The sequence below is a fragment of the Methanolobus sp. ZRKC4 genome (assembly GCF_045291305.1).
In the GTDB taxonomy this organism is placed as follows: domain Archaea; phylum Halobacteriota; class Methanosarcinia; order Methanosarcinales; family Methanosarcinaceae; genus Methanolobus.
The window spans coordinates 2,436,776-2,456,673 of the sequence record NZ_CP146983.1 but is presented as its reverse complement, the minus strand read 5'-3'; the positions used below and the strand labels follow the sequence as shown (position 1 = coordinate 2,456,673).

Here is a 19,898-nt window from a genome sequence, read left to right as displayed (position 1 = left end):
ATTAAGCGCTTGCATATAATCTATGGGATTATTGGTAATTTAGTAACAGCTTAATAAAGTACTTTTTCTTTTATTTTGAATACTTTTTGTATACACATACAGAAAAACATATATTTCGCAGCAAACATATGTGTAAATGGCAGGCAAATCTGACCAGTCTATATATGTGGGGGGAACAAAGATTGGTAGTTAGCATAAAATTATATGTATTCATTATTTTTATTCTTGTTCTGACATTATTATTTCCAAATATTATACCACAAGAACAGACATTTCATGAAGCTTTTGAAAATATAACAAGTATAAATAATGAAGCTATAGAACCTACTCCTGAACAGGAACCTCTTATGTCAATAATAGATGACACATCTACTGATGATGAAGAATCCGGTTGGTGGAAACATGACGGACACAGTATTGTAAGTTATGCATCGTCAGAAGGTGTGCAAAATATAATTAATGTAAATGAGTCTAACGAAAGATCAGACAACGATGAAGACTCGAACGAGGTATCTGAAGATGAAGAAGAGACAGATGAGGATAATGGGGATACAAATCAGGAAATACCAAAATTCCCAACCATATTGCTTCCATTCATGATTGCACTTTGCATAGCAATGTTCTTCAGGAAATAGATATTATTTCCTTAGTAGCCGTGAAGAATATATTGCAGGGATTTTTAATAATTTATTTCTGCCAATGATAGATATATAGGTCTTTGAACCTGCCACATGTGCAAGATTAAGATTTCCCGGCTCAAAAAGAAGGATGAATGCACCCAGGATTATAAGGAAGCACCCCTGAAGAGTATGCATAAATATAGGTTCGTGAAGGAACAGGAACCCGAAAAGAATACCACTTACAGGTTCAAGTAATGCAAGCACACTTACTGTTTGTGCCCGAATTTTTGCAACACTGTTGAGATAGAGCACCGAAGCAAAAGCTGTTGTTACCACCCCGAATAGAATAAGAGTTCGCAGATTCATAAAAAGTACGTCTGCCGGTACTTTGCTACCAAAAGGTAACAGAATCAGCAAGCTGATAAAAGTTGACCAGAACAACTGAGTGATACCTGAATATTCATCTTTGAGATAACTAACAGTCATGATCGTTCCACTGTAAGAAATACCAGACAGGACACCAAAAATTATACCCAGCAAAATATGAGCATCATATCCGGATGCTTTGCTTCCTGGTAGTATAACGATTAGAATCCCGGTTATTGAGATCAATAGGGAAAACATGCCACGTTTTGTAATCTTCTCTTTTAAAAAGAGAGGAGACAATAATGTAACGTACACTGGTGCTGTGTAAAGCAACAGGACGGCAATCGAAATACCTGCATACTTTATAGAACTGAAGTAAGTATAAAGGGTAAGAACATTAAAAATTGCAATTAAAAGGATATAAAGTTTCTTTTTGTCCAAATAAAGGATATTACACTTTTTAGTCAGTATACAGTAAGCTAATAGCATTATGAATCCAAAAATAAGCCTGTAAAAGATAATAGAACTTGTTTGCATACCACTAACATGTTTTATAAAGATTCCACTAGCTCCGAATATAGTACATGAGATTATAAGCTCTAAATAAGAGTATTTACTGCTTTTAATAGATATCATAAGGGCTATGCTGAAACAGCCCTATAATATATAAGCAAATCTGAAATAAAAAATCATTAACAAATCATATTGTAAAATATATTATAAGGATTTGGATAATACACAATTATTGAAAAAAGTAAGTAATTGAAAAAAAAAACGTAACTATTCAGCCTGGCACGATTTGCCTATTGGTACTGATTTCATCGAAATAGAGATGTCTGCTCACTAACAATCTAACAATCAAAAAAGCAATCAATAGCAACAATCAAAATAAATGATCCTAATGAAATTTACGTTTCAACTTTTTGTCAAGATTGTTATTGATAGCGTTTTTATCAGGCTGAATAGTTACAAAAAAACAATGAATCATCCTAATTCAAAACTGGTTACACCGAAAATATTGTTAATTGGAAGCATAGGAACATTTTTTGTATACATCCTTCCAGTTTCAAAAACTCTGGACATGCCATGGGATTGTACGATAGCCAGAGCATGAGTGTTAGGTTCAGGAACATCGAAGAACACAGGTGTTTCGCCAACTGTGGCCAGAAGACTGTTGAATATATTTCCTGCAATCTTAGGAGTTGAGGCAAATAACGGACCTATTTTCGATCCAGTGAAACATGGCCTTATAACACCGTATCCCATAATTGCACCAGAATCATCAAGTTTTGCAAATGCACTGCACCCTTTCTGGGAAATCCATGAACGCAGGAAATTCTCACGACGCGATGGAAAATGAAGGCTATCATAATCCACCAGAGCATCAAATGAGACGTGTGAAACCGGAATCATCCCCTCGGGTTCTGTACCTCCTCCAATGCCTTCGAACCTTATGTTACGATAGGCAAAAGTGAAACCAGACCTCTGCTGATATTTTTCCTGCATTTCTACTACCCCGTCACCACCAATGTTCCTATTGCCTGCATAGGACATTGCTTCATTAAAAAGTCTGCTTCCATAACCGTGGTTTCTGTATTCCGGTATCACAATATAAAAACCTGCAAATGCAAATCTGTCATCATAAACAACATTTGACATACAGCAGATTGGTTCTCCATCAAGTTCCCCTATAAAGAAACCGGAAGGATCAGTGGCATAAAAACACTCTGCATCATTCAACCCAGGATTCCAGCCTTCTTCTTCTGCCCATCTGATAGCCATATCAATATCCGAACGCCTCATTGTGCGGATCTGAAAATCCTCTGTTTTATCCACCATATAACACCTAATAATCATTATAAAAATATAATCATAGATAAAACTTAGCAGGAATTTTGTACATATTGATGAACTTCGAACTATGGTCCTTAAAAAAACTACTAAAAAAGAATCATATTCATGATTTGAATAGGCACTTGGATGCCGAAGAGCTCTATAGAATAAAATATATCGAAATTAAAAAAGTGACGATGCAGTATAATTATAAACTGAAATAGTTTTCCTGCAAAAGCAGGAAAACATATTATTGACAATAACCCCATTGGCAATAATGTTGACAATAACCCCGAGCCCTTCCGAGAATTTCGGAACGACTTACCCTAATCCGCTCATACTCCACTTCCCACTAAAGTCCCACTTTAAACTCGCTCATACTCCTTTGCTTCATCCTTCCAATTTTTGGAAAGGTGGGTATTTTTCGTTTTTCAGATACCGAGAGGGAAGGTATCGTACCCACAATTCCATGCAATCCAATTCCGTTTTTCCAGAGGAAATTTGGATGAAATCCATATCGTACCACCGTATGGGGCATTTCATTTGAGGCATTTTCTGTCTGGCAGATCTTGCCACAATTAATACTACATTATACTACTATATTAATATATCTACACTTGGATATATAATGATTATGATAATGATGAGGTGATTATTAAATAAAAAATCAAAAGCAACAAGCAGAATAAATAATTATTCCAGGCAAAAGTACTCACCTTTTAGAGCAAATTTGTGATATATATAGCACTCAGAACACATACACCCTTTTTTCTGCGTGCCAGGATATACACCTTTAGAACAAAACATGAAGACACCATATCCAGGATATGATGGACATCTTGGACAATTACAACCTTTGGAATGATGATAGGAGGTACATATACCGAAATATTTACCATGACTTTTTGATGAACATGAGTCTTCCCCTGTCGTAATAACACCCCACTAATAGATGAAAATTAAAAATCAATATAAGGAAACTAAAGAAGAAAAGCTCAGATGAGCTTTTCCTGAAGATACTTCTTAAAACCGGAATAATCCGTACTAAGATAATCCATATACTCCTCCTTCCCTTCTACCTCTTTCAGGCTTTGTGGAAGTTCGGGCTCAACTCCCGTTTCGTTCTTTACATGTTCAGGGAACTTAGCCGGGTGGGCGGTTTCCAGAGTCACTGCAAGAGTATTATCACCTGTTTGGGATCTGAATTCGAGCAGGCCTTTTACACCGACTGCACCATGAGGCTCGATAAGTATGCCATATTGTTCATATATTTCTTTTATTGTAGCTTTGGTCTCGCTGTCCGTGACAGAACCAGAGTAGATATCATTCCTAAGACTTTCCATGTCAGGCTCTTTGCTGATATTCCCAATCTCGTCCATCTCGCCGCCATATATAGCAATCAGTCTTGACAGGTTACTTGGATGACCCACATTCATGGCATTGGAGAGACAGTTCTTAGATGGAACTATCTTGGCATACTTCCCGCAATCAAGGAAGGTCGGGACCTCGTCATTCTCATTTACAGAAGCAAGAATTTTTTTAATAGGCACGCCCATGGTCTTTGCAAGCACACATCCCATCATGTTTCCGAAATTGCCGGAGGGGATGGAAACTATCAGCTCTTCGGGGTAATCTCTCAATTTAAGGTAAGCGTAGAAATAATAAATTGACTGGGGCACCAGACGACCAATGTTTATAGAATTCGCCGATGAAAGGTTAAGGTGACTGAGTTCCTCATCTGCAAATGCCTGTTTAACCATAGCCTGGCAATCATCGAATTTTCCGTCGATGGACAAAGCGGTGATGTTCTCGCCCAGAGTAGTCATCTGCTTACGCTGACGATCTGAAACCTCATCCTGGGGGAATAGCACAATGACCCTGATATTGTCAAGACCATAGAATGCATGGGCCACCGCACTTCCGGTATCACCGGAGGTTGCCGTAAGTATGGTGAGTTGACGTTCCTCTTTCTTGAGGTAATACTGCATAAGCCTTGCCATCATACGGGCTGCAAAATCCTTAAAAGAAGCTGTAGGACCCCGATCAAGCCTCATAATATAGGTAATGTCATCAACTTTCTCCAACGGGACATCATAATTGTACGCATCATAGATGATGGCTTTCAGTGATTTGTCATCTACCTCACCTTCAAGAACCTTGTTCAGTACCCTGTATGCAATTTCAGGATACGACACATCCTTGAAGGAGTCAATCTCTTCTTTTGAGAAGGTCGGAAGGCTTTTTGGCATGTAAAGCCCTCTGTCCGGTGCAAGCCCGGTTATAAGGGCCTCCTGAAAGCTTACTTCCGGTGCCTTAAGATTTGTGCTATAGAGTTTCATTGTAATCAGGAATTCAGTTGATGTGTATTAGTATTAGTATAAAGTAAATGATGACCTTTAAAGGATAAATAAGTATGAATAACTTGCCATCCATCCGCGATCAGATATTCAAACCAGATTATTTTTAATGAGAGAGTCTGCCCATTGGTTCAAAAGGTGCAGCCTCATTATGCTCAGCAAATAATAGTTCCTGATCCACGGACTTGAGACGCAACATGATACCATCTCCGTGGACACCTGCAAACATATTACCTTTAACGAAGTGGACAGTGGTTCTAAACATTTTTCTAAATTCCACATCAAAGTCTGCAAGTACATCTGCAAGCAAGATTGTCAGCTCTTCAGACGGTTTTTCCATGTCATAAATTTTCGTCACCAATCAATTCAAAATGTTGTTTAAGGACTAATTAGCCCCATTTTCAATCGATATTAATTGTATTTAATGCTAATGTCAGGGCAATGTCAAACATATAAGAAAATCCCATACTCTATCCATACATGAATCGTAACTATTCAGCCTAGCCCACTTCCACCAAGCTGATTTCTTCATCCACGATCAATTCTGCAACTTTGGAACAAATGAATTGCCATAAAATATTGCACTAATTGCATCGATAACAGATTCAGAATTCTTATTAACAGTAGACACGTATCCTCTTATACGGCAGAAATTTTTTGCACCCTGTTCACTGCGGAAAGTACCTGATATCTTCTGCTGTACTTTCGTCATTCTGATATCTCTTTCAGCCTGATTGTTATCAAACGGAACGTTTTGGTCGTACATAAATCGCAAGATATCCTCTTTATGGCCAATAAACCTATCCAGCAAATTCTTTACCGTGGTCTGCTTCTTACGTCCTCGTTTTTTAGACCGCACATTTGATTCCGGATCAGGAGGATTTTCATTCACTCCTAAACAAGTTATGTGATCATAATCCTCACTGAACCTTTGAATTAGCTCAGTATCTAAAAGATCATTATCAACATGATGTTTAATGCATATCAAGAGATCACTCATTATCTTTGGCCACTGTTGATCCCTGTTTTCGGAAGCTCCAGTTAACTCTCGTAATAAATGTGCATTACATAATGAATGTTGACATTCATATTTGTTGTACGGTTTCCAAAAATCATGTGTTGCAACACCAGTGTAACCTGGTAATATGCCCATAGCATCCATTGCTTCTGAGCCCCCTTTTGCGATGTGCAAAATAATAGGTCAGTTTGTCTGTACCTGCCACATGAAGCCAATTACGAACTGCATTTATTCTCATTCCTGTTTCATCCAGATTGATGACAGGAGATTCTTTCAGGAGATGTTTCACTGTATTTTCAAAAGCTCCAAGCTTCTCAAAACAACTACGTTCCGTGTTCACCAAAGTAGCAGGACTTATCTTGCATCCCAAAATATCAGAGAACAACTTGGTAACACGCTGATAAGGAAGTAATTGGTAAGTGTGCAAATAAACTGCAAATGACTTAACTCGATGACCGTATTGAGTCGGCTGAGTTACACCATCTGGAAAAAGAGCTTTGTTTACATGAGAACATTTGGGACATGTTTTAATCTCGCAACGATGTTCAATGCAATTGATAGTTATAGGAGGAATGTCAAAGACCTGTCTTCTTTCATAGTCAGAGGGAACAGAAGCTAACGATCTCCCACAATTGACGCATTGATTAACAGGATGAACAATAACTTCATCCGGATCATCATTTATTCTTAATGTAGTACCAGGATGACCGTTTTGACCACCTACATGCTTATTGGTCTTTTTTCTTTGACTTTTAACGGTTGGTTTATTCCGTGCATAAGAATCAGTAGAAGGTGGTTTGCTACTGTTGCGACTATTCTTTTCAAGCATTTCTTCCAAATGCCTGACACGCTCTTCAAGTTGTGCAATTTGGAGAGATTGATGTTCAATTATCCCAAGTAATCGAGTTACAAGTTCTACTACTGCTTCTGGACCAGCTTCATAAACTGCAAGTATTTCTTCGCGGTCTATACAAATCCCCTCAGATTGATAGACGTTTTTTATGATATTTTACTGAATATTTTTTAACACATAGAATGAAGCCATAGTATATTGTTTTTTGCATCATTAAAACAGTCAGGCTGAATAGTTACCATGAATCAAAACATAATTAAAACAAGTAACAATGTTTCGAAATAATGTTCCCAATGTTATTTGCGTTATTATACACTAATATTATAATTAGTAGCATTATTGCAATTAATTACCAGAATTTTAATAAATGAAATCAAGTTGCTTAGTAAGGAAATCAAAAGGCGGGGGTTTAATGTCAATCGTAGTCGTTTCAGATGTACATCTTGGTATGAAAGAAGCTAATACAGATAAATTTGTAGAGTTCCTGAATTTTTTAAAAACCAAAAATGTTGAGCATTTGGTTCTTCTGGGAGATATAATAGACATATGGAGAAGGGACTTCACAAAGGCAGTCATTGAGTGTTCGGAATCATTGACACTTTTAAATGATATGAAAGGTAAAACCGAAGTTCATTACATTGTTGGCAATCATGACTATTATTTGCTACGTCTTAGCGAACTTTTAGGTGAAAACTTCCCATTCGAAATTAAAAAATCGACTGTAATTAAAAGTAAAGATCAAGACTTCTTCTTTTTTCATGGATATCAGCTGGAAGTACTGTGCAATCCATACTATAAATCGATGAAAACATACGAAACCTTTAGCGAACACATGTGTCTGGCAGGAGATGATGCAGGCAATGCTGCCGATAAACTATGGAAAAGCATACAGACACATAGCTCTCTGTGGGATAGTTTGAAGAAATTCCCCGAGAATCCCCATGCTGCTCTTAAATCAATGATGGAGCCACCCGAAACAAGAATCAGAAACTTCCATAAACATAATGTTATTAAGCCAATCGAAGAACTTGCGGAAGCAAAAACCAGGCATTTTCTGTTAAGTATACGTCCTGAACAGTATTTGATATACGGCCATACTCACCATCCATATGTTGAAGAGGAAAATAAAGTGGCGAATACAGGAAGTTGGGGGTTTGGTGAGAAAAAGAAGTTAGATTATATCGAGATTACCGATGATGTGGTGATTTTAAAGGAATTTACCGGGTAAGATCTCTAATTTTTTACTAACTAACCACTGTTCCTTATTTTTCTTTTTTCCCGGCTTAATAAGCAAATTCCCCATTATTCTGAATAGAACTTTTTCAGTAACCATGCAATGTTTAAAGCAAAATTTTGCCTTTGCAGTAAAAAAATCAGATTTTCTCATCTAAAAAATGATATAGTATAAATAGATTCACACCTATACATTCTTCAGACCCATACTATGCAAATATTTAGCTTTTTTATGAGATGCGCAGAACATGAAAAAAACGTTGGCATTGTTAATTAAACATAGCTAGTTCTTTATTCCTATATTTCATCAAGAGCAAAACGGAGATTTTTAGCATTTCAAGACTTTTAGTATAACACTTTGACTTTCTCCTTAGTCTTGCCAGGAAATGCCTAAATATGCTGTTGTATCCTTCAACAGTATATGTTTCTGCTTTTGATCGAGTATGGATGTTTCTGGGGACTAACTTGGCATATGCCCTCCAATAATCCGTCATTACTTCCCCAACCTCTTTTGTCTTTAACTTTTTCCAGAGTTTTTGTCCTGTTTTTGTTCCTCTGCTGCCAAAAGAGCAATCGATGAATTTCTTCCCATATCTATCAACAGCAATCCATATCCAGCAGTAGTTTTTTTATTCCCAATATAAGTATGCATCTCGTCCAATTCCACAACAGAAATCTCATTTTCACTTTTTAGATCCTCTAATTCACTACCAAATTTTCGAATCCATTTTTGAACAGAAACATGACTAACGCCCAAAAAACGTCCAATTGAACGAAATCCCAACCCCTCCAGATAGAGTTGTAAAGCCTGTCGCTTAACAGATACGGGGCTAGCGGTGGATTTTATATCTACTGAATAGTTGTATCCACAATCATGGCATTTGTAGCGTTGTCGACCATCAATCCTACCGTTCTTCTTATGACTGGAACTCTTACACTTTGGACAATTCATATATAAAAAGAGGCCATCATATTATATAACGATGTTTAATTACCAAAGCCCTTTTTTTCTATTTTTATAAGTTTCTGACTTGTAATGATTCTGATTCCTGCTTTTTCTGATGCTTTTATCAGCATGTTCACAAGGTCAGTGTCAAATGTCTTGAGGATATTCTCTCCTCTGTGGATTATCGTAACGTCTGCACCTGCTCTTGCAGCTATGTGTGCAAATTCAAATGAAATATAGCCGGCACCTACAAAGATCATCTTCTTAGGGAATTCTTTCATATCAAGGAACTCATCACTGGTTGTGATAAGTTCTGCTCCGGGTATATCAATGGGCTTTGATCTTGCTCCGACAGTTACAAGGATGTACTTCGAAGATATGAGTTTGTCTCCGATAGCCAGTGTGTTCCTGTCATGAAAACTCACTTTACCGTGATAGGTATCTATCCCTGCATCACTGAATGCTTTTTCTTTAGGACTTGTTAAGGAGTGAACCAGTTCATCCTTAAAATCTATCAACTCAGGCCATTGAAGATAATTATTACACTTTATACCTTTATTTTCCATCCTCTTACCGGAAGCCACTATATCGGCAGCACCACTAAGTATCTTCTTTGGAATGCATCCATGAAATGCACAGATTCCTCCGTACTTATCCTTGTCTGCAATGGCAACTTTCATTCCTGCATTGTTGAGTTTGTATGCAAGTGAAGAACCTGCAACTCCGGTACCTATTACAAAAGCATCATATTCTATATCCATTGATATATTCCCCAGTAGCTGGTTTTTTCGTTATTGAATTGCATCATATTATAAATATTATAGAAGTATAGTCTGCTCATCTTTGAACATCTGATGAAAATATCGTAAATTTGCAACTAAGGTTGCAGCTTGAAAAAGTGGGTCAATAATACTTCAGACATCATCGGGATTTTGGTCCGGCTGGACAGTAATTATCTTGCTAATGGAAATGTGTGAATAGCGTCGGTCTGTTATCTCAAGAGTAAGGACTCCATCGTTGCAAGCTTTTACATTCCCTCTGAATGTAAGTATTCCCCCACAATAGACGGAAACATCTTTTCCCATAAAATTCTCAAGAATAAATGATTGCATTTCCATCACTATCAACTATTGATAATATATTGATTATTTTTCATATAAGTATTGATTGATATTGTTGTCTAATCCTGATTTTAAATTCCGTTTCCCAAAAGGATGAAATAGTTGCCAAAAGATAAATAGTGCCAATCCCATCTAGCTACCAAAGCGGTGATTACCAATGGCTGACAAAAGAAGAAAACGAGGTTTTTTTGATGATATCTTTGATGAAGGTAACTTTGGTGATATAGAGGATATCATAGAACACATGATGGACAAGTTCGGTATCAACCTCGATGATTTTGAAACACAACCCTTCTTCTACGGATTTTCTGTGTCCAGACATCCCGGTGAAGAACCAGAGATCAGGGAATTTGGGAACGTCTTTCCCGATGGTGATGAAAATGATGAATTGGAGTCTGTAAAACAACAGTTCAGGGTAAATGAAAGAAAGCCTTTGATAGATGTTTTTGAAATAGATGGGAAAATCCATGTTATGGCAGAGCTTCCTGACGTGGAAAAGGAAGACATTAATCTGGATGTTACTGAAACATTGCTTAAACTGGATGCGCAGACTGAATTAATATCTTATTCAGAAAGTATCGAACTTCCTTCAAGTGTGGATCCTGATACTGCAAAGGCAACATATCTTAATGGTGTCCTCGAAGTTGTTATGGATATGAAAGAGTTAGGATTAGCTCGCTCAGTTCACATTGATTAATTACTCTTCTTCTACTTTTTTAATCATTTATATTTACTTATTTGTTTTATACCAACATGTATATATGTATTACATATAACTATTATTTAGTTTTGCAGAGTATGTAGTTGTGGGGGTAAAAATGTCTGCTAATTCAAGGGAGATGGATAGCAATAACTTTGTTCTACCAGAAATGTTGCAGTATGTTCATTCAGATGTATTTTCTAAGCTTGATATAGGAATTCTTTGTCTGGATAAAAATGACAAGGTTCTTTATTCTAATGAAGTCTTTCAGTTCCTTACAGGAACTAACGATGCAGATGTCATAGGAAATAATCTGAACCATCTGTCTTCAACAATTATGAAAAATTACTCATCTTTGTTCGATTGTATACTTTCGGCAAAAAAGCTGGAAGATTTCAATAAAAAAGATCCTGTAAAAATAGTAACCCATGATGGTTGCCTGAAGTATTTTACCTGTGATATCATTCCATCTTTTGAGAATGAGGGTCGTTTTAATGGCATGATGTGTCTTCTCAAAGATGAAACGGTTAAAACAGTTTGTTCAAATAAATCTTTTTTTGGACGTGATGGACTGGATGTCTCACATCTTCCGTTCGTATCATTTCTATGGAAAGGAGATGATTCATGGTCTGTAGAATATGTATCGGATAATGTAGTTCAATTTGGTTATGGCCCTGATGATTTCAAATCCGGAAAACTCTCGTATGTAGACATTGTACATCCAGATTATCTGGGAAGTGTCAGAAGTGCAATTGATCAATGTGCCGGGAATAATTTTTCTAAAGAGTACATGCTTTTAACCGCAAACGGAGAATCTCGGTGGGTTCTTGAAAAGTCATATGCTATTCGTGATAAATATAAGAACATAACTCATTTCCACGGTATTATTCTTGATATTGATGAAAGGAAAAGATTTGAACAGGAACTTAAGAGTACTAACCTTCAACAAAGTTCTCTCTCAGAACTTGGGGAAAAAGCTCTTTCCTGCAGTGATATAAATGATCTGATGAACTATACTGTGGAGCTTATAGCAAATACTCTCGATGTGAAGTATGGAACTATAATGGAAAAGCTTTCAGACGGACGTTTTCTCCTGAGGTATGGATACGGGTGGAGTGATTGGGGTATTGGTTCTGTTGTCGTAGACAAAAACGAAGGTTCACAGGCAGGTTACACAGTATTTACCGGCAAACCAGTTATCATTGACGATTTGAGTAGTGAAATACGCTTTAAAGTACCACGTTTTCTCCATGAACAAGAGGTTGTTAGTGGAGCCAGTGTTATAATCGGAAGCAAGAACGAACCTTTCGGAATATTATGTGTCCATACAGATATAAAGAAAAAATTTTCAGAACATGAAATTAATTTCCTTCAGTCTGTTTCATCCATACTCGCCGATACTATTAGATTGCGGGAGTCATTCAGCTCTTTGGAATTATATAAGAAACTGATGAACCAGTCTACTGATTATATCATGGTTCTTGATGCGGTATCCAAGAAGTTTATCTATCTAAGTGACCGAATATTTCAGAGTCTTGGTTACTCTGAATCTGAAATAATGGCTCAGAATATCTTTGAGCCGGATTGTTTCATAAAAGGACTCAATATGCATGATGTTACCAGTAAAGTAGTTGATAAAGGTTCATTATTGCTAGAGTCTGAGTTTATGCGAAAAAATGGAACATCCTTTCCTGTGGATATAAGTTTTGCATTTGTGGAGAATGAAGATAGTACATATATGGTGTTGATAGGGCGAGATATAAGTGAAAGGCGAGCATTTGAAAAAGCCATTAAGGAGCACTCAAATCAATTGGAATACTCCAATGAGCTCAAAGACATGTTTGCTGATGTTACAAGCCACGATCTTACAAGTTCAGTTTCCATAATAGAAGGATTTGTTGAATATCTGTCTGAAATTGAAGATGATGATGGAAAAAAGCATCTTCTTGGTAATATTAATAAAGCTACTGAAAAATTAAAGAAGACAATAGAATATGCTTCCGTTTTCGCAAAAATGAATTGTTCAACAGATATGGTTACCCAGAAGTTGGATCTTCGGTGGTTTTTTAGTAATTCTATGGCAAGACTTCACGATAAAGTTATGGCTAGTAATATTGAAGTTGTACTGAACTCTCCTGAGTCCTGTCCTGCCCGTGTAAATCCAATTTTGGATGAGGTATTTTTCAATCTGATGTCAAATGCCATAAAATACTCACCAGAGGGTAGTGAGGTAATTGTGGATATAACTGAGGCAGGTAACAAATGGAAGGTCAGTGTATCTGATGTTGGTCAGGGTATCTCTGATGAAGATAAACTAAGTATATTTGGCAGATTCAAAAGGGCAGGATCTTCCTCTATTCAAGGAAAAGGTCTTGGACTTTCAATCGCTAAAATGGCATTGAAGTGTCATGGGGAAGAACTTCATGTTATTGATAATAAGGTAGGTAAAGGCAGTACTTTTTGGTTTACTGTAAAGGTGTATGATTAGTTTGAAAAAGTAGCATGATAAATTTAGAATGACAACTTTTATTAAGAACTGCAATTATATTCAATGTCTGTTATTTCTGTGTATTCCTGAATATGTTCTTTCAAAGTCAAATTACCACAAGTAATATATAGTTGCCAAAAAATTACTTTCTGGTATTAGAGGAATAGTGCATGGTAAAAAAGACAATTCATGAAATTAACTCTAAAATAAAAGATGGCAGTGTCAATGTTGTCACCGCAGAGGAAATGGTGGGTATTGTTGCAGAGCTTGGTCCTGAAGGTGCTGCTAGGGAAGTCGACGTGGTGACTACAGGTACCTTCGGCGCGATGTGTTCATCCGGTGTATGGTTTAATTTCGGTCATTCCGAACCACCTATTAAAATGCAGAAAGTGTGGATGAACGATGTTGAAGCCTATACTGGAGTAGCTGCAGTGGATGCGTTCATGGGAGCAACCCAGCTTTCCGAATCCCTGGGTATGGAATACGGTGGAGCACATGTCATAGAAGATCTTATACGCGGGAAGTCGGTAGACCTGCATGCTGTCTCCCATGGGACCGATTGCTATCCGCGCAAGCTGCTTGATACTTCAATTACTCTTGAGGACATGAACCAGGCAATTATGGTTAATCCAAGAAATGCATATCAGAAATACAATGCAGCAACCAATGGTACTAAGCAGACCATACATACATATATGGGTTCATTGCTCCCGAATTTCGGGAACGTGACATATTCCGGTGCAGGTGTACTATCTCCTCTGTCAAATGATCCTGATTACCGGACAATTGGAACCGGAAGTCGTATTTTCCTGGGCGGTACGCAGGGCTATATTGTGGGGCCGGGCACACAGCACGCATCTGCCGGAATGTTCGGGACTCTTATGGTTCAAGGTGACGTGAAGAAAATGAGCTCCGATTACATCAGGGCTGCAAATTTTGAAGGTTATGGTACTTCCCTATATATCGGAATGGGCATCCCTATTCCCGTACTGGATGAAAATGTTGCTCAGGCTGCCGCTGTGACAGATGTGGATATCACTACCAACATACTTGATTATGGCGTTCCCAGCAGGGACAGGTCTGCAGTGCGCGATGTAACTTATGAAGAACTGCGCAGTGGACATGTTGAGATAAACGGACGTGATGTTCCTACATCTTCTCTGTCAAGTTTCAAGAAATCAAGAATAATTGCATCTGAACTCAAGGAATGGATCTCCAAAGGTGACTTCTTTGTGTCAATGCCTGTTGAAAGGCTTCCAAAGGATATATCTGCAAAACCGATGAAACAAACTGAAGGTATAGCACTTGTTTCTGATATCATGGCAGTTAGTGTTGTAACAATTACTAAGGATGCGAGCGTCTATGAGGCTGCAAAGATCATAATGGATACGGCTTTTAATCATCTTCCTGTGGTAAGCAAAGACAATTCACTGGTGGGTATCGTGACAGCCTGGGACATCTCAAAGGCTGTTTCCCAGGACAAGTTTGACCTTGTAGAGGATATAATGACTAAGAAGGTCATAGTGGCAAGTGCTGATGAAAGGGTCGCGGTTGTTGCAAGGAGGATGGATCAGGATTCAGTTTCCGCAATGCCAGTGATAAATAAGGACAAACACATCGTTGGTATCATAACTAGTGATGACATCAGCAAGTTGTTCGCCAGGAGGTCATAAATGTGAAGATCAAGATCAATATTTCAAGTGATATAATCACAAAGCCCATTATGGCAGAGTCGATACTTGAGACAGGAGTCCTGCTGAACATCTCCCAGGCACATTTTGACCGTTCTTGCGGTGAGGTCGTCGCTGATGTGGATGAAGACAAATTTGACCAAATGTGCAAATCATTGACCAGCAAAGGGGCTAAGGTCACAAAATTGAATGTTCCTATTGAATGGGATGAGGATGAATGCGTTGAATGTAGTGCATGTATATCTGTGTGCCCTACAAAGGTTTTCTCACTGGATGAGGAATACAGTCTTCTTGTAGACAAGAGCAAATGCATACAGTGTGGCACATGTGTTGAAATGTGTCCTCACAATGCACTGTCACTTGGAAACAACAGGTGATACATCTTTTTTCTTTTTTTAATATTTTACCATGAAAGAATATTTCAGGTTGAAAGAAACCATTGTAACGATTCAGGCCGACACTTCCTCTCACATAGAGGTAGCTCGTGAAGCCATAAGGGTGCATCGCAGGGAGTTGGAATCGTATATTTCTTCAGACCAGTTCTTCCAGAGTACTCTGGAAGCATATGACCTGGATGATGATTTTCCCGAGATTGTCAGGAGGATGGTAAAAGCCGGAAATGCAATGAACATCGGTCCCATGAGCGCTGTTGCCGGTACGATATCTTCCCTTGCCGTTGAAGCGATGGTTGAGTCTGGTGCTTCTTTTGCTTTTGTGGACAATGGAGGTGATATTGCTATCATCAATGACAGGCCTGTTGTCATAGGTATTTATGCAGGTGAATCTCCTTTGAAGAATCTTGGGTTTACACTGGAATCCCGGGAGACTATTACCGGAATATGCACATCCTCTGGTACTGTGGGACCTTCTATTAGTTTCGGTATGGCAGATGCAGCGGTTATTTTTTCTGACAATGTCTCATTGGCAGATTCTGCAGCAACAGCCCTTGGGAATGCAACAGGTGCCGGAAAAGCTTCAGTTGAAGATGCTTTTGATACTGTGAGAAATGTCGATGGCATAAAAGGAGCTATTGTGATACAGGGTGAGTTCATAGGTTTCTGGGGTGATATCCCGGAACTTGTAAAGGCTGACGTCAGGTATGACTGTATCACAAAAGGTTAAAAAATAAAAAGAATGATTATGCCACCGGAGCGACATAAGGTACTTCTTCATAGGGTTGGACAACAACAAAACCCTCGCCTTTGAAGGCCATCTGTATACTCTCACCACTTGACCTACCCACAAATGTCTTAAATGAAACATCAGTCTTGACATCTGGCTGTAGGTTTCCTGACCATGCAACAGTTGCATTCGGGTCAGTGAAAACCGGCGTGTTGTTTGAAACTCTCAAGGTGAGGGGGTCATAGTGGGTTGTAATAGCTACCATTCCGGTTCCTTCGAGTCTCACATTGAAGAGACCACCTGACATGATGCCTGCCACTCTTTTCATTAGTTTTATGTCCCAGTTTATCCCTTCTTCAAAGGCAAGAAGGTCGTTCCCGTTAACATATATCGAATCGTTTTCAAGATTTATAATTGATATTTTTTTCCCGCTGTCTGCAAGGTACACTTTACCCGCGCCTTCTGCTTTCGTAAGGGATATTCCTTCACCCGTAAATGACTTCTTTACGAACTTGCCAAGTCCGTGTTCAAGTAATCCTTCACGTGTGAATTTGACATTTCCAAGATGTGCAACCATGGTGCCTCTCTTGGTCCAGACCCTGCCGTTAAGATTGACTTCAAGCATCCTGTCACGTTCAAGCTCGAATTTCCCTTCTCCAAGGTCCTTCTGGCCTGTGCTTCTTACAAATTCATCAATAGAATATCTTGAAATATCAATTCCTCCTTCATTATAAATATTGTTTATTAGTCATATACTTTTTCAAAAGCACATTCGCTTATATAAACCTGGTTAACAGTGTAAATTAACTTTTTACAGTCATTAATTTGATATACTCTACTAACTAATAGAATAATGACCAATAAAAAGGAGTGTGGAATAATATGGTAAAAGTAACTCTGGTCCATTCGGAATGGTGTCATTTCTGTCCTGCTGCAAAAAATCTCTGGAGGGAACTCAAAGAAAAATATGATTTCGAGTATGAGGAAGTAGATCTTGATACCCCCGAAGGAAAAGAACTTGCCAGCAAATTCAATATCCGGTCAATACCTACAACGATCATTGATGACAAGGTTGCCTTTGTGGGAGTTCCTGACAAAGAAAAGACCAGCAATGTTTGTGATGATAGTTGATCAGCATGCACGATCTTATTATCATAGGAGGGGGTCCTGCAGGACTAACTGCAGCTATATATGCTGTCCGGTATGGTCTTGATACAATTGTACTTGAAAAGAACGTAGTTCCAGGCCAGATATCCACAGCTGACAGGGTAGAGAACTATCCGGGTTTTTCCTCGATATCAGGGATGGAACTGATGCAGAAATTCAAGGAACATGCAGAAAACACAGGAGTGAATGTAGAGGTCACTGGTGTGAAGACAGTCAGGGATGAAGTTGACCGGAAAGTTGTCGTAACAGATGATGGCGAACTTGAAGCTCTTGCAGTGATAGTTGCAACCGGTGCAAATCCAAGACATCTTGGAGTTCCCGGTGAGGACGAATTTCTGACAAAAGGAGTTTCATATTGTGCTACATGCGATGGTCCATTCTACGGAGGTCTGGAAGTGATTGTAGTCGGTGGCGGTGAATCTGCTGTTACAGATGCTCTCATTCTTTCGGATATTGCAAGTAAAGTTTATGTGGTCCACAGGCGCGATGAGCTAAGGGCATGTTCCATACTTCAGAAAAGGGTATTTGACAAAGAGAATATAACTTTCATATGGGACACTGTAGTAGAGGAAATAAAAGGCAAGGAACTCGTTGAAAAGGTTATCCTGAAAAATGTAAAGACGGATGAAACGACTGAAATGAACATTGATGGTATTTTCATTTATGTGGGTATCGATCCCAATACATCAATGGTGGATGTTAAGAAGATAGATGCAGGTTTTATTGAGACTGATGAGCGGATGGAGAGTTCTGTTAGTGGGATATTTGCTGCAGGTGATTGCCGGCGAACTTCAATGTGGCAGGTTGTCACAGCTGTTTCAGATGGTGCTGTAGCAGCCATATCTGCTCACGAATATATTACATCTGCAAAATTTGATAGATCATAATATTATCAATTCAATTAACGAGGTGAGCTTAAAATTATGTGCGATGAAGAATCTAACAGTGTCATTTGCCTGAAAATATGCCCTGATTCCACGGCTGACGACCTGGAACCGATAGCAATTGCAGTGCATACTCTTCTAGGGATTCCAATAACTATTCGCAGTCTCAATTTCAGGGGAATTCGAATGGAGCGGGGCTTGATAATTGACCGGGAATACACAGGTCCGATTCTGGAAGAGGTTATCCGGACGAACAGCATGATCAGGACTGTGCCCAAAGACGGTGTATACAGGGGAAAGTCAGTTGTAGTTACTCCTATAAGGACTATTCAGGGAGAAGCCATTGGCGCAATAGGTGTTGTGGACCTTGTAGCAGCTCTTGACATACTTTCTATGTTCAGAGAATACCCTGGGATAGTTGATGAAGTGGAAGAATCAAGAAGAAAAATGAAGTGATTTGCTCATTTCTTAAAATTCTTTCATTTTCTGTATCTTGATTGCTTTAGTTACTATAAAGGCTACAATTGATATTGCTACTGCAAGAAGTATTACCATCAGCACGTTTCCGTTTTCCGCTGCCTTCATAAGGCTGTAGAAAAGAAAAGCACTCAAAACCATGCCTATTACCAGCAATACTGCTGTTGGCATGCTGTATATTTTCCCAAGTGGTCCTTCCATAGAATTCAACAACACCTGATTCATATTATAGTTTTCTATTCATTCTCTGTTCTATTCAGAGGTCATAGATTTTTCCTTAATATTTAATATTTATGATAGTTGGAAGGTGGGCCATAAAGTATTTATATAAAACTCTACTCTAATACACAAATGACTATTCAGTCAATGATAGAGATAATTCATGAAAGAAAAGATTGAAGACAAAAAAACAGCACTTCTGCAAGCGGCCCTGAGACTCTTTACTGAAAGAGGTTTCCAAGGTACATCCACTGCCCTGATTTCAAAAGAAGCAGGCGTAGCCACTGGCACGTTATTCAATTACTTCCCTACTAAAGAGGATCTCATCAATGGTTTGTATTTTGATGTGAAGGGTAAATTAAGCCGCAGTATGGGGGAAGAACTCCAGACACAGAGTACCTTTCATGATAAATTCAAGAAGATCTGGTATAATATGATCGAATGGGGAATCAACAATCAGGATGATTTTCTTTTTGTAGGCCAGTTCTGTTCATCTCCTTACATAACAAACTACACGCGTGAAGTAGTCATGAAAGAATATGTCTTCCTTCACGATCTTGTGAAAGAAGGAATAGCAAATGGTGATATCAGGGATTATTCTGCAGAACTGGTCATTGCAATGTTCTATCAGTCCAGCAGGACGGTAGTGAACTTTATCCTTGATTCTGAAGTTCAAGACAAAGAGAAGGTTATAGAAAATGGATTCCAAATCGTCTGGGATGGGCTGGCCAAAAAATAATATTTTTTCGCCACATAAGTGATTGATTAGTCAATCAAAGCAATTATATACTAACAAGCATATC

Annotated in this window: 21 protein-coding genes and 1 pseudogene; 11 read left to right on the top strand and 11 right to left on the bottom strand. The window is 38.4% G+C overall.

Annotated elements, in window-relative coordinates:
* The first annotated feature begins 182 nt into the window (after positions 1 to 182).
* A complete protein-coding gene (locus V7O67_RS12045) occupies positions 183 to 635 on the top strand; it encodes a hypothetical protein (protein ID WP_342304607.1) in 453 nt (150 codons plus the stop codon).
* A 3-nt stretch (positions 636 to 638) separates the two neighbouring features.
* On the opposite strand, the gene V7O67_RS12040 is transcribed toward V7O67_RS12045, so the two are convergent.
* The 6 genes and pseudogenes from V7O67_RS12040 to tnpC form a co-directional block, all read right to left on the bottom strand.
* On the bottom strand, positions 639 to 1,622 hold the full coding sequence (locus V7O67_RS12040) for a DMT family transporter (RefSeq protein ID WP_342304608.1): 984 nt from the start codon (positions 1,620 to 1,622) through the stop codon (positions 639 to 641).
* Between the two features lie 348 nt (positions 1,623 to 1,970).
* Positions 1,971 to 2,825, bottom strand: coding sequence for a GNAT family N-acetyltransferase (locus V7O67_RS12035; RefSeq protein ID WP_342304609.1), 855 nt, complete (start codon positions 2,823 to 2,825; stop codon positions 1,971 to 1,973).
* A gap of 687 nt (positions 2,826 to 3,512) precedes the next feature.
* On the bottom strand, positions 3,513 to 3,701 hold the full coding sequence (locus tag V7O67_RS12030) for a DUF2769 domain-containing protein (protein ID WP_406671475.1): 189 nt from the start codon (positions 3,699 to 3,701) through the stop codon (positions 3,513 to 3,515).
* A gap of 113 nt (positions 3,702 to 3,814) precedes the next feature.
* Positions 3,815 to 5,158, bottom strand: coding sequence for a threonine synthase (gene thrC, locus V7O67_RS12025; protein ID WP_406670098.1), 1,344 nt, complete (start codon positions 5,156 to 5,158; stop codon positions 3,815 to 3,817).
* 124 nt (positions 5,159 to 5,282) lie between these two features.
* Positions 5,283 to 5,516 carry a hypothetical protein gene (locus tag V7O67_RS12020; protein ID WP_342304611.1) on the bottom strand — a complete coding sequence of 78 codons (234 nt, stop codon included), beginning with the start codon at positions 5,514 to 5,516 and terminating at the stop codon, positions 5,283 to 5,285.
* Positions 5,517 to 5,714: 198 nt separating this feature from the next.
* Positions 5,715 to 7,164 (bottom strand): annotated as a pseudogene (gene tnpC / locus V7O67_RS12015) (IS66 family transposase).
* A 295-nt stretch (positions 7,165 to 7,459) separates the two neighbouring features.
* Here tnpC and V7O67_RS12010 point away from each other — a divergent pair.
* Entirely contained in the window at positions 7,460 to 8,275 is an 816-nt protein-coding gene (locus V7O67_RS12010; RefSeq protein WP_342304612.1) for a UDP-2,3-diacylglucosamine diphosphatase, read from the top strand.
* A gap of 274 nt (positions 8,276 to 8,549) precedes the next feature.
* Here the strand turns inward: V7O67_RS12010 and V7O67_RS12005 are convergent.
* The 3 genes from V7O67_RS12005 to V7O67_RS11995 form a co-directional block, all read right to left on the bottom strand.
* Positions 8,550 to 9,232, bottom strand: a protein-coding gene (locus V7O67_RS12005; protein ID WP_342303728.1) for an IS1 family transposase whose coding sequence is annotated in 2 segments (ribosomal slippage) — positions 8,550 to 8,903 and positions 8,906 to 9,232 — 681 coding nt in all. Because the reading frame shifts where the segments join, the coding sequence is not laid out codon by codon here.
* 35 nt (positions 9,233 to 9,267) lie between these two features.
* The gene (locus V7O67_RS12000) at positions 9,268 to 9,987 is read right to left on the bottom strand and encodes an FAD-dependent oxidoreductase (RefSeq protein ID WP_342304613.1); all 720 of its coding nucleotides are present in this window, start codon (positions 9,985 to 9,987) and stop codon (positions 9,268 to 9,270) included.
* Positions 9,988 to 10,140: 153 nt separating this feature from the next.
* Positions 10,141 to 10,338, bottom strand: coding sequence for an MM0924 family protein (locus V7O67_RS11995; protein WP_342304614.1), 198 nt, complete (start codon positions 10,336 to 10,338; stop codon positions 10,141 to 10,143).
* A 166-nt stretch (positions 10,339 to 10,504) separates the two neighbouring features.
* Here V7O67_RS11995 and hsp20 point away from each other — a divergent pair, with 166 nt between their 5' ends.
* The 5 genes from hsp20 to V7O67_RS11970 all read left to right on the top strand — a co-directional run bounded on the left by hsp20 (position 10,505) and on the right by V7O67_RS11970 (position 16,348).
* A complete protein-coding gene (hsp20, locus tag V7O67_RS11990) occupies positions 10,505 to 11,044 on the top strand; it encodes an archaeal heat shock protein Hsp20 (protein ID WP_342304615.1) in 540 nt (179 codons plus the stop codon).
* 121 nt (positions 11,045 to 11,165) lie between these two features.
* The gene (locus tag V7O67_RS11985; protein WP_342304616.1) at positions 11,166 to 13,535 is read left to right on the top strand and encodes a PAS domain S-box protein; all 2,370 of its coding nucleotides are present in this window, start codon (positions 11,166 to 11,168) and stop codon (positions 13,533 to 13,535) included.
* Between the two features lie 170 nt (positions 13,536 to 13,705).
* Positions 13,706 to 15,208, top strand: a complete 1,503-nt coding sequence (locus tag V7O67_RS11980; RefSeq protein ID WP_406670096.1) for a homocysteine biosynthesis protein — start codon at positions 13,706 to 13,708, stop codon at positions 15,206 to 15,208.
* Positions 15,209 to 15,210: 2 nt separating this feature from the next.
* A complete protein-coding gene (locus V7O67_RS11975; RefSeq protein ID WP_406670095.1) occupies positions 15,211 to 15,603 on the top strand; it encodes a 4Fe-4S binding protein in 393 nt (130 codons plus the stop codon).
* 31 nt (positions 15,604 to 15,634) lie between these two features.
* Positions 15,635 to 16,348: a UPF0280 family protein gene (locus V7O67_RS11970; RefSeq protein ID WP_406670094.1), complete on the top strand. Its 714-nt coding sequence runs from the start codon at positions 15,635 to 15,637 to the stop codon at positions 16,346 to 16,348.
* Positions 16,349 to 16,364: 16 nt separating this feature from the next.
* Here the strand turns inward: V7O67_RS11970 and V7O67_RS11965 are convergent, their stop codons facing one another.
* A complete protein-coding gene (locus tag V7O67_RS11965; protein ID WP_406671474.1) occupies positions 16,365 to 17,060 on the bottom strand; it encodes an AIM24 family protein in 696 nt (231 codons plus the stop codon).
* Between the two features lie 170 nt (positions 17,061 to 17,230).
* Between V7O67_RS11965 and V7O67_RS11960 the strand changes: the two genes are divergently transcribed.
* Genes V7O67_RS11960 through V7O67_RS11950 form a run of 3 tightly spaced genes read left to right on the top strand, consistent with a single transcriptional unit; the run spans position 17,231 to position 18,855 of the window.
* Positions 17,231 to 17,479, top strand: a complete 249-nt coding sequence (locus tag V7O67_RS11960; protein ID WP_406670093.1) for a glutaredoxin family protein — start codon at positions 17,231 to 17,233, stop codon at positions 17,477 to 17,479.
* Positions 17,480 to 17,484: 5 nt separating this feature from the next.
* Entirely contained in the window at positions 17,485 to 18,402 is a 918-nt protein-coding gene (trxB, locus tag V7O67_RS11955; protein ID WP_342304621.1) for a thioredoxin-disulfide reductase, read from the top strand.
* A gap of 36 nt (positions 18,403 to 18,438) precedes the next feature.
* Positions 18,439 to 18,855 (top strand): DUF2111 domain-containing protein, encoded by a 417-nt coding sequence (locus tag V7O67_RS11950; protein ID WP_342304622.1) that lies wholly within the window; start codon positions 18,439 to 18,441, stop codon positions 18,853 to 18,855.
* A 12-nt stretch (positions 18,856 to 18,867) separates the two neighbouring features.
* Here the strand turns inward: V7O67_RS11950 and V7O67_RS11945 are convergent, their stop codons facing one another.
* Entirely contained in the window at positions 18,868 to 19,077 is a 210-nt protein-coding gene (locus V7O67_RS11945) for a hypothetical protein (RefSeq protein ID WP_342304623.1), read from the bottom strand.
* Between the two features lie 181 nt (positions 19,078 to 19,258).
* On the opposite strand from V7O67_RS11945, the gene V7O67_RS11940 reads away from it, so the two are divergent.
* Positions 19,259 to 19,834 (top strand): TetR/AcrR family transcriptional regulator, encoded by a 576-nt coding sequence (locus V7O67_RS11940; RefSeq protein WP_342304624.1) that lies wholly within the window; start codon positions 19,259 to 19,261, stop codon positions 19,832 to 19,834.
* The last annotated feature ends 64 nt before the right edge of the window (positions 19,835 to 19,898 follow it).

Excerpts from the sequence above, each read along its gene's own strand:
- V7O67_RS12010 (WP_342304612.1), top strand. The coding sequence starts at position 7,460 with ATGTCAATCGTAGTCGTTTCAGATGTACATCTTGGTATGAAAGAAGCT.
- V7O67_RS12040 (WP_342304608.1), bottom strand. The coding sequence starts at position 1,622 with ATGATATCTATTAAAAGCAGTAAATACTCTTATTTAGAGCTTATAATC.
- V7O67_RS11970 (WP_406670094.1), top strand. The coding sequence starts at position 15,635 with ATGAAAGAATATTTCAGGTTGAAAGAAACCATTGTAACGATTCAGGCC.
- V7O67_RS12000 (WP_342304613.1), bottom strand. The coding sequence starts at position 9,987 with ATGGATATAGAATATGATGCTTTTGTAATAGGTACCGGAGTTGCAGGT.
- V7O67_RS12035 (WP_342304609.1), bottom strand. The coding sequence starts at position 2,825 with ATGGTGGATAAAACAGAGGATTTTCAGATCCGCACAATGAGGCGTTCG.
- V7O67_RS11995 (WP_342304614.1), bottom strand. The coding sequence starts at position 10,338 with ATGCAATCATTTATTCTTGAGAATTTTATGGGAAAAGATGTTTCCGTC.
- trxB (WP_342304621.1), top strand. The coding sequence starts at position 17,485 with ATGCACGATCTTATTATCATAGGAGGGGGTCCTGCAGGACTAACTGCA.
- V7O67_RS11985 (WP_342304616.1), top strand. The coding sequence starts at position 11,166 with ATGTCTGCTAATTCAAGGGAGATGGATAGCAATAACTTTGTTCTACCA.
- V7O67_RS11980 (WP_406670096.1), top strand. The coding sequence starts at position 13,706 with ATGGTAAAAAAGACAATTCATGAAATTAACTCTAAAATAAAAGATGGC.
- V7O67_RS12020 (WP_342304611.1), bottom strand. The coding sequence starts at position 5,516 with ATGGAAAAACCGTCTGAAGAGCTGACAATCTTGCTTGCAGATGTACTT.
- hsp20 (WP_342304615.1), top strand. The coding sequence starts at position 10,505 with ATGGCTGACAAAAGAAGAAAACGAGGTTTTTTTGATGATATCTTTGAT.
- V7O67_RS11940 (WP_342304624.1), top strand. The coding sequence starts at position 19,259 with ATGAAAGAAAAGATTGAAGACAAAAAAACAGCACTTCTGCAAGCGGCC.
- V7O67_RS11950 (WP_342304622.1), top strand. The coding sequence starts at position 18,439 with ATGTGCGATGAAGAATCTAACAGTGTCATTTGCCTGAAAATATGCCCT.
- V7O67_RS11945 (WP_342304623.1), bottom strand. The coding sequence starts at position 19,077 with ATGGAAGGACCACTTGGGAAAATATACAGCATGCCAACAGCAGTATTG.
- thrC (WP_406670098.1), bottom strand. The coding sequence starts at position 5,158 with ATGAAACTCTATAGCACAAATCTTAAGGCACCGGAAGTAAGCTTTCAG.
- V7O67_RS11960 (WP_406670093.1), top strand. The coding sequence starts at position 17,231 with ATGGTAAAAGTAACTCTGGTCCATTCGGAATGGTGTCATTTCTGTCCT.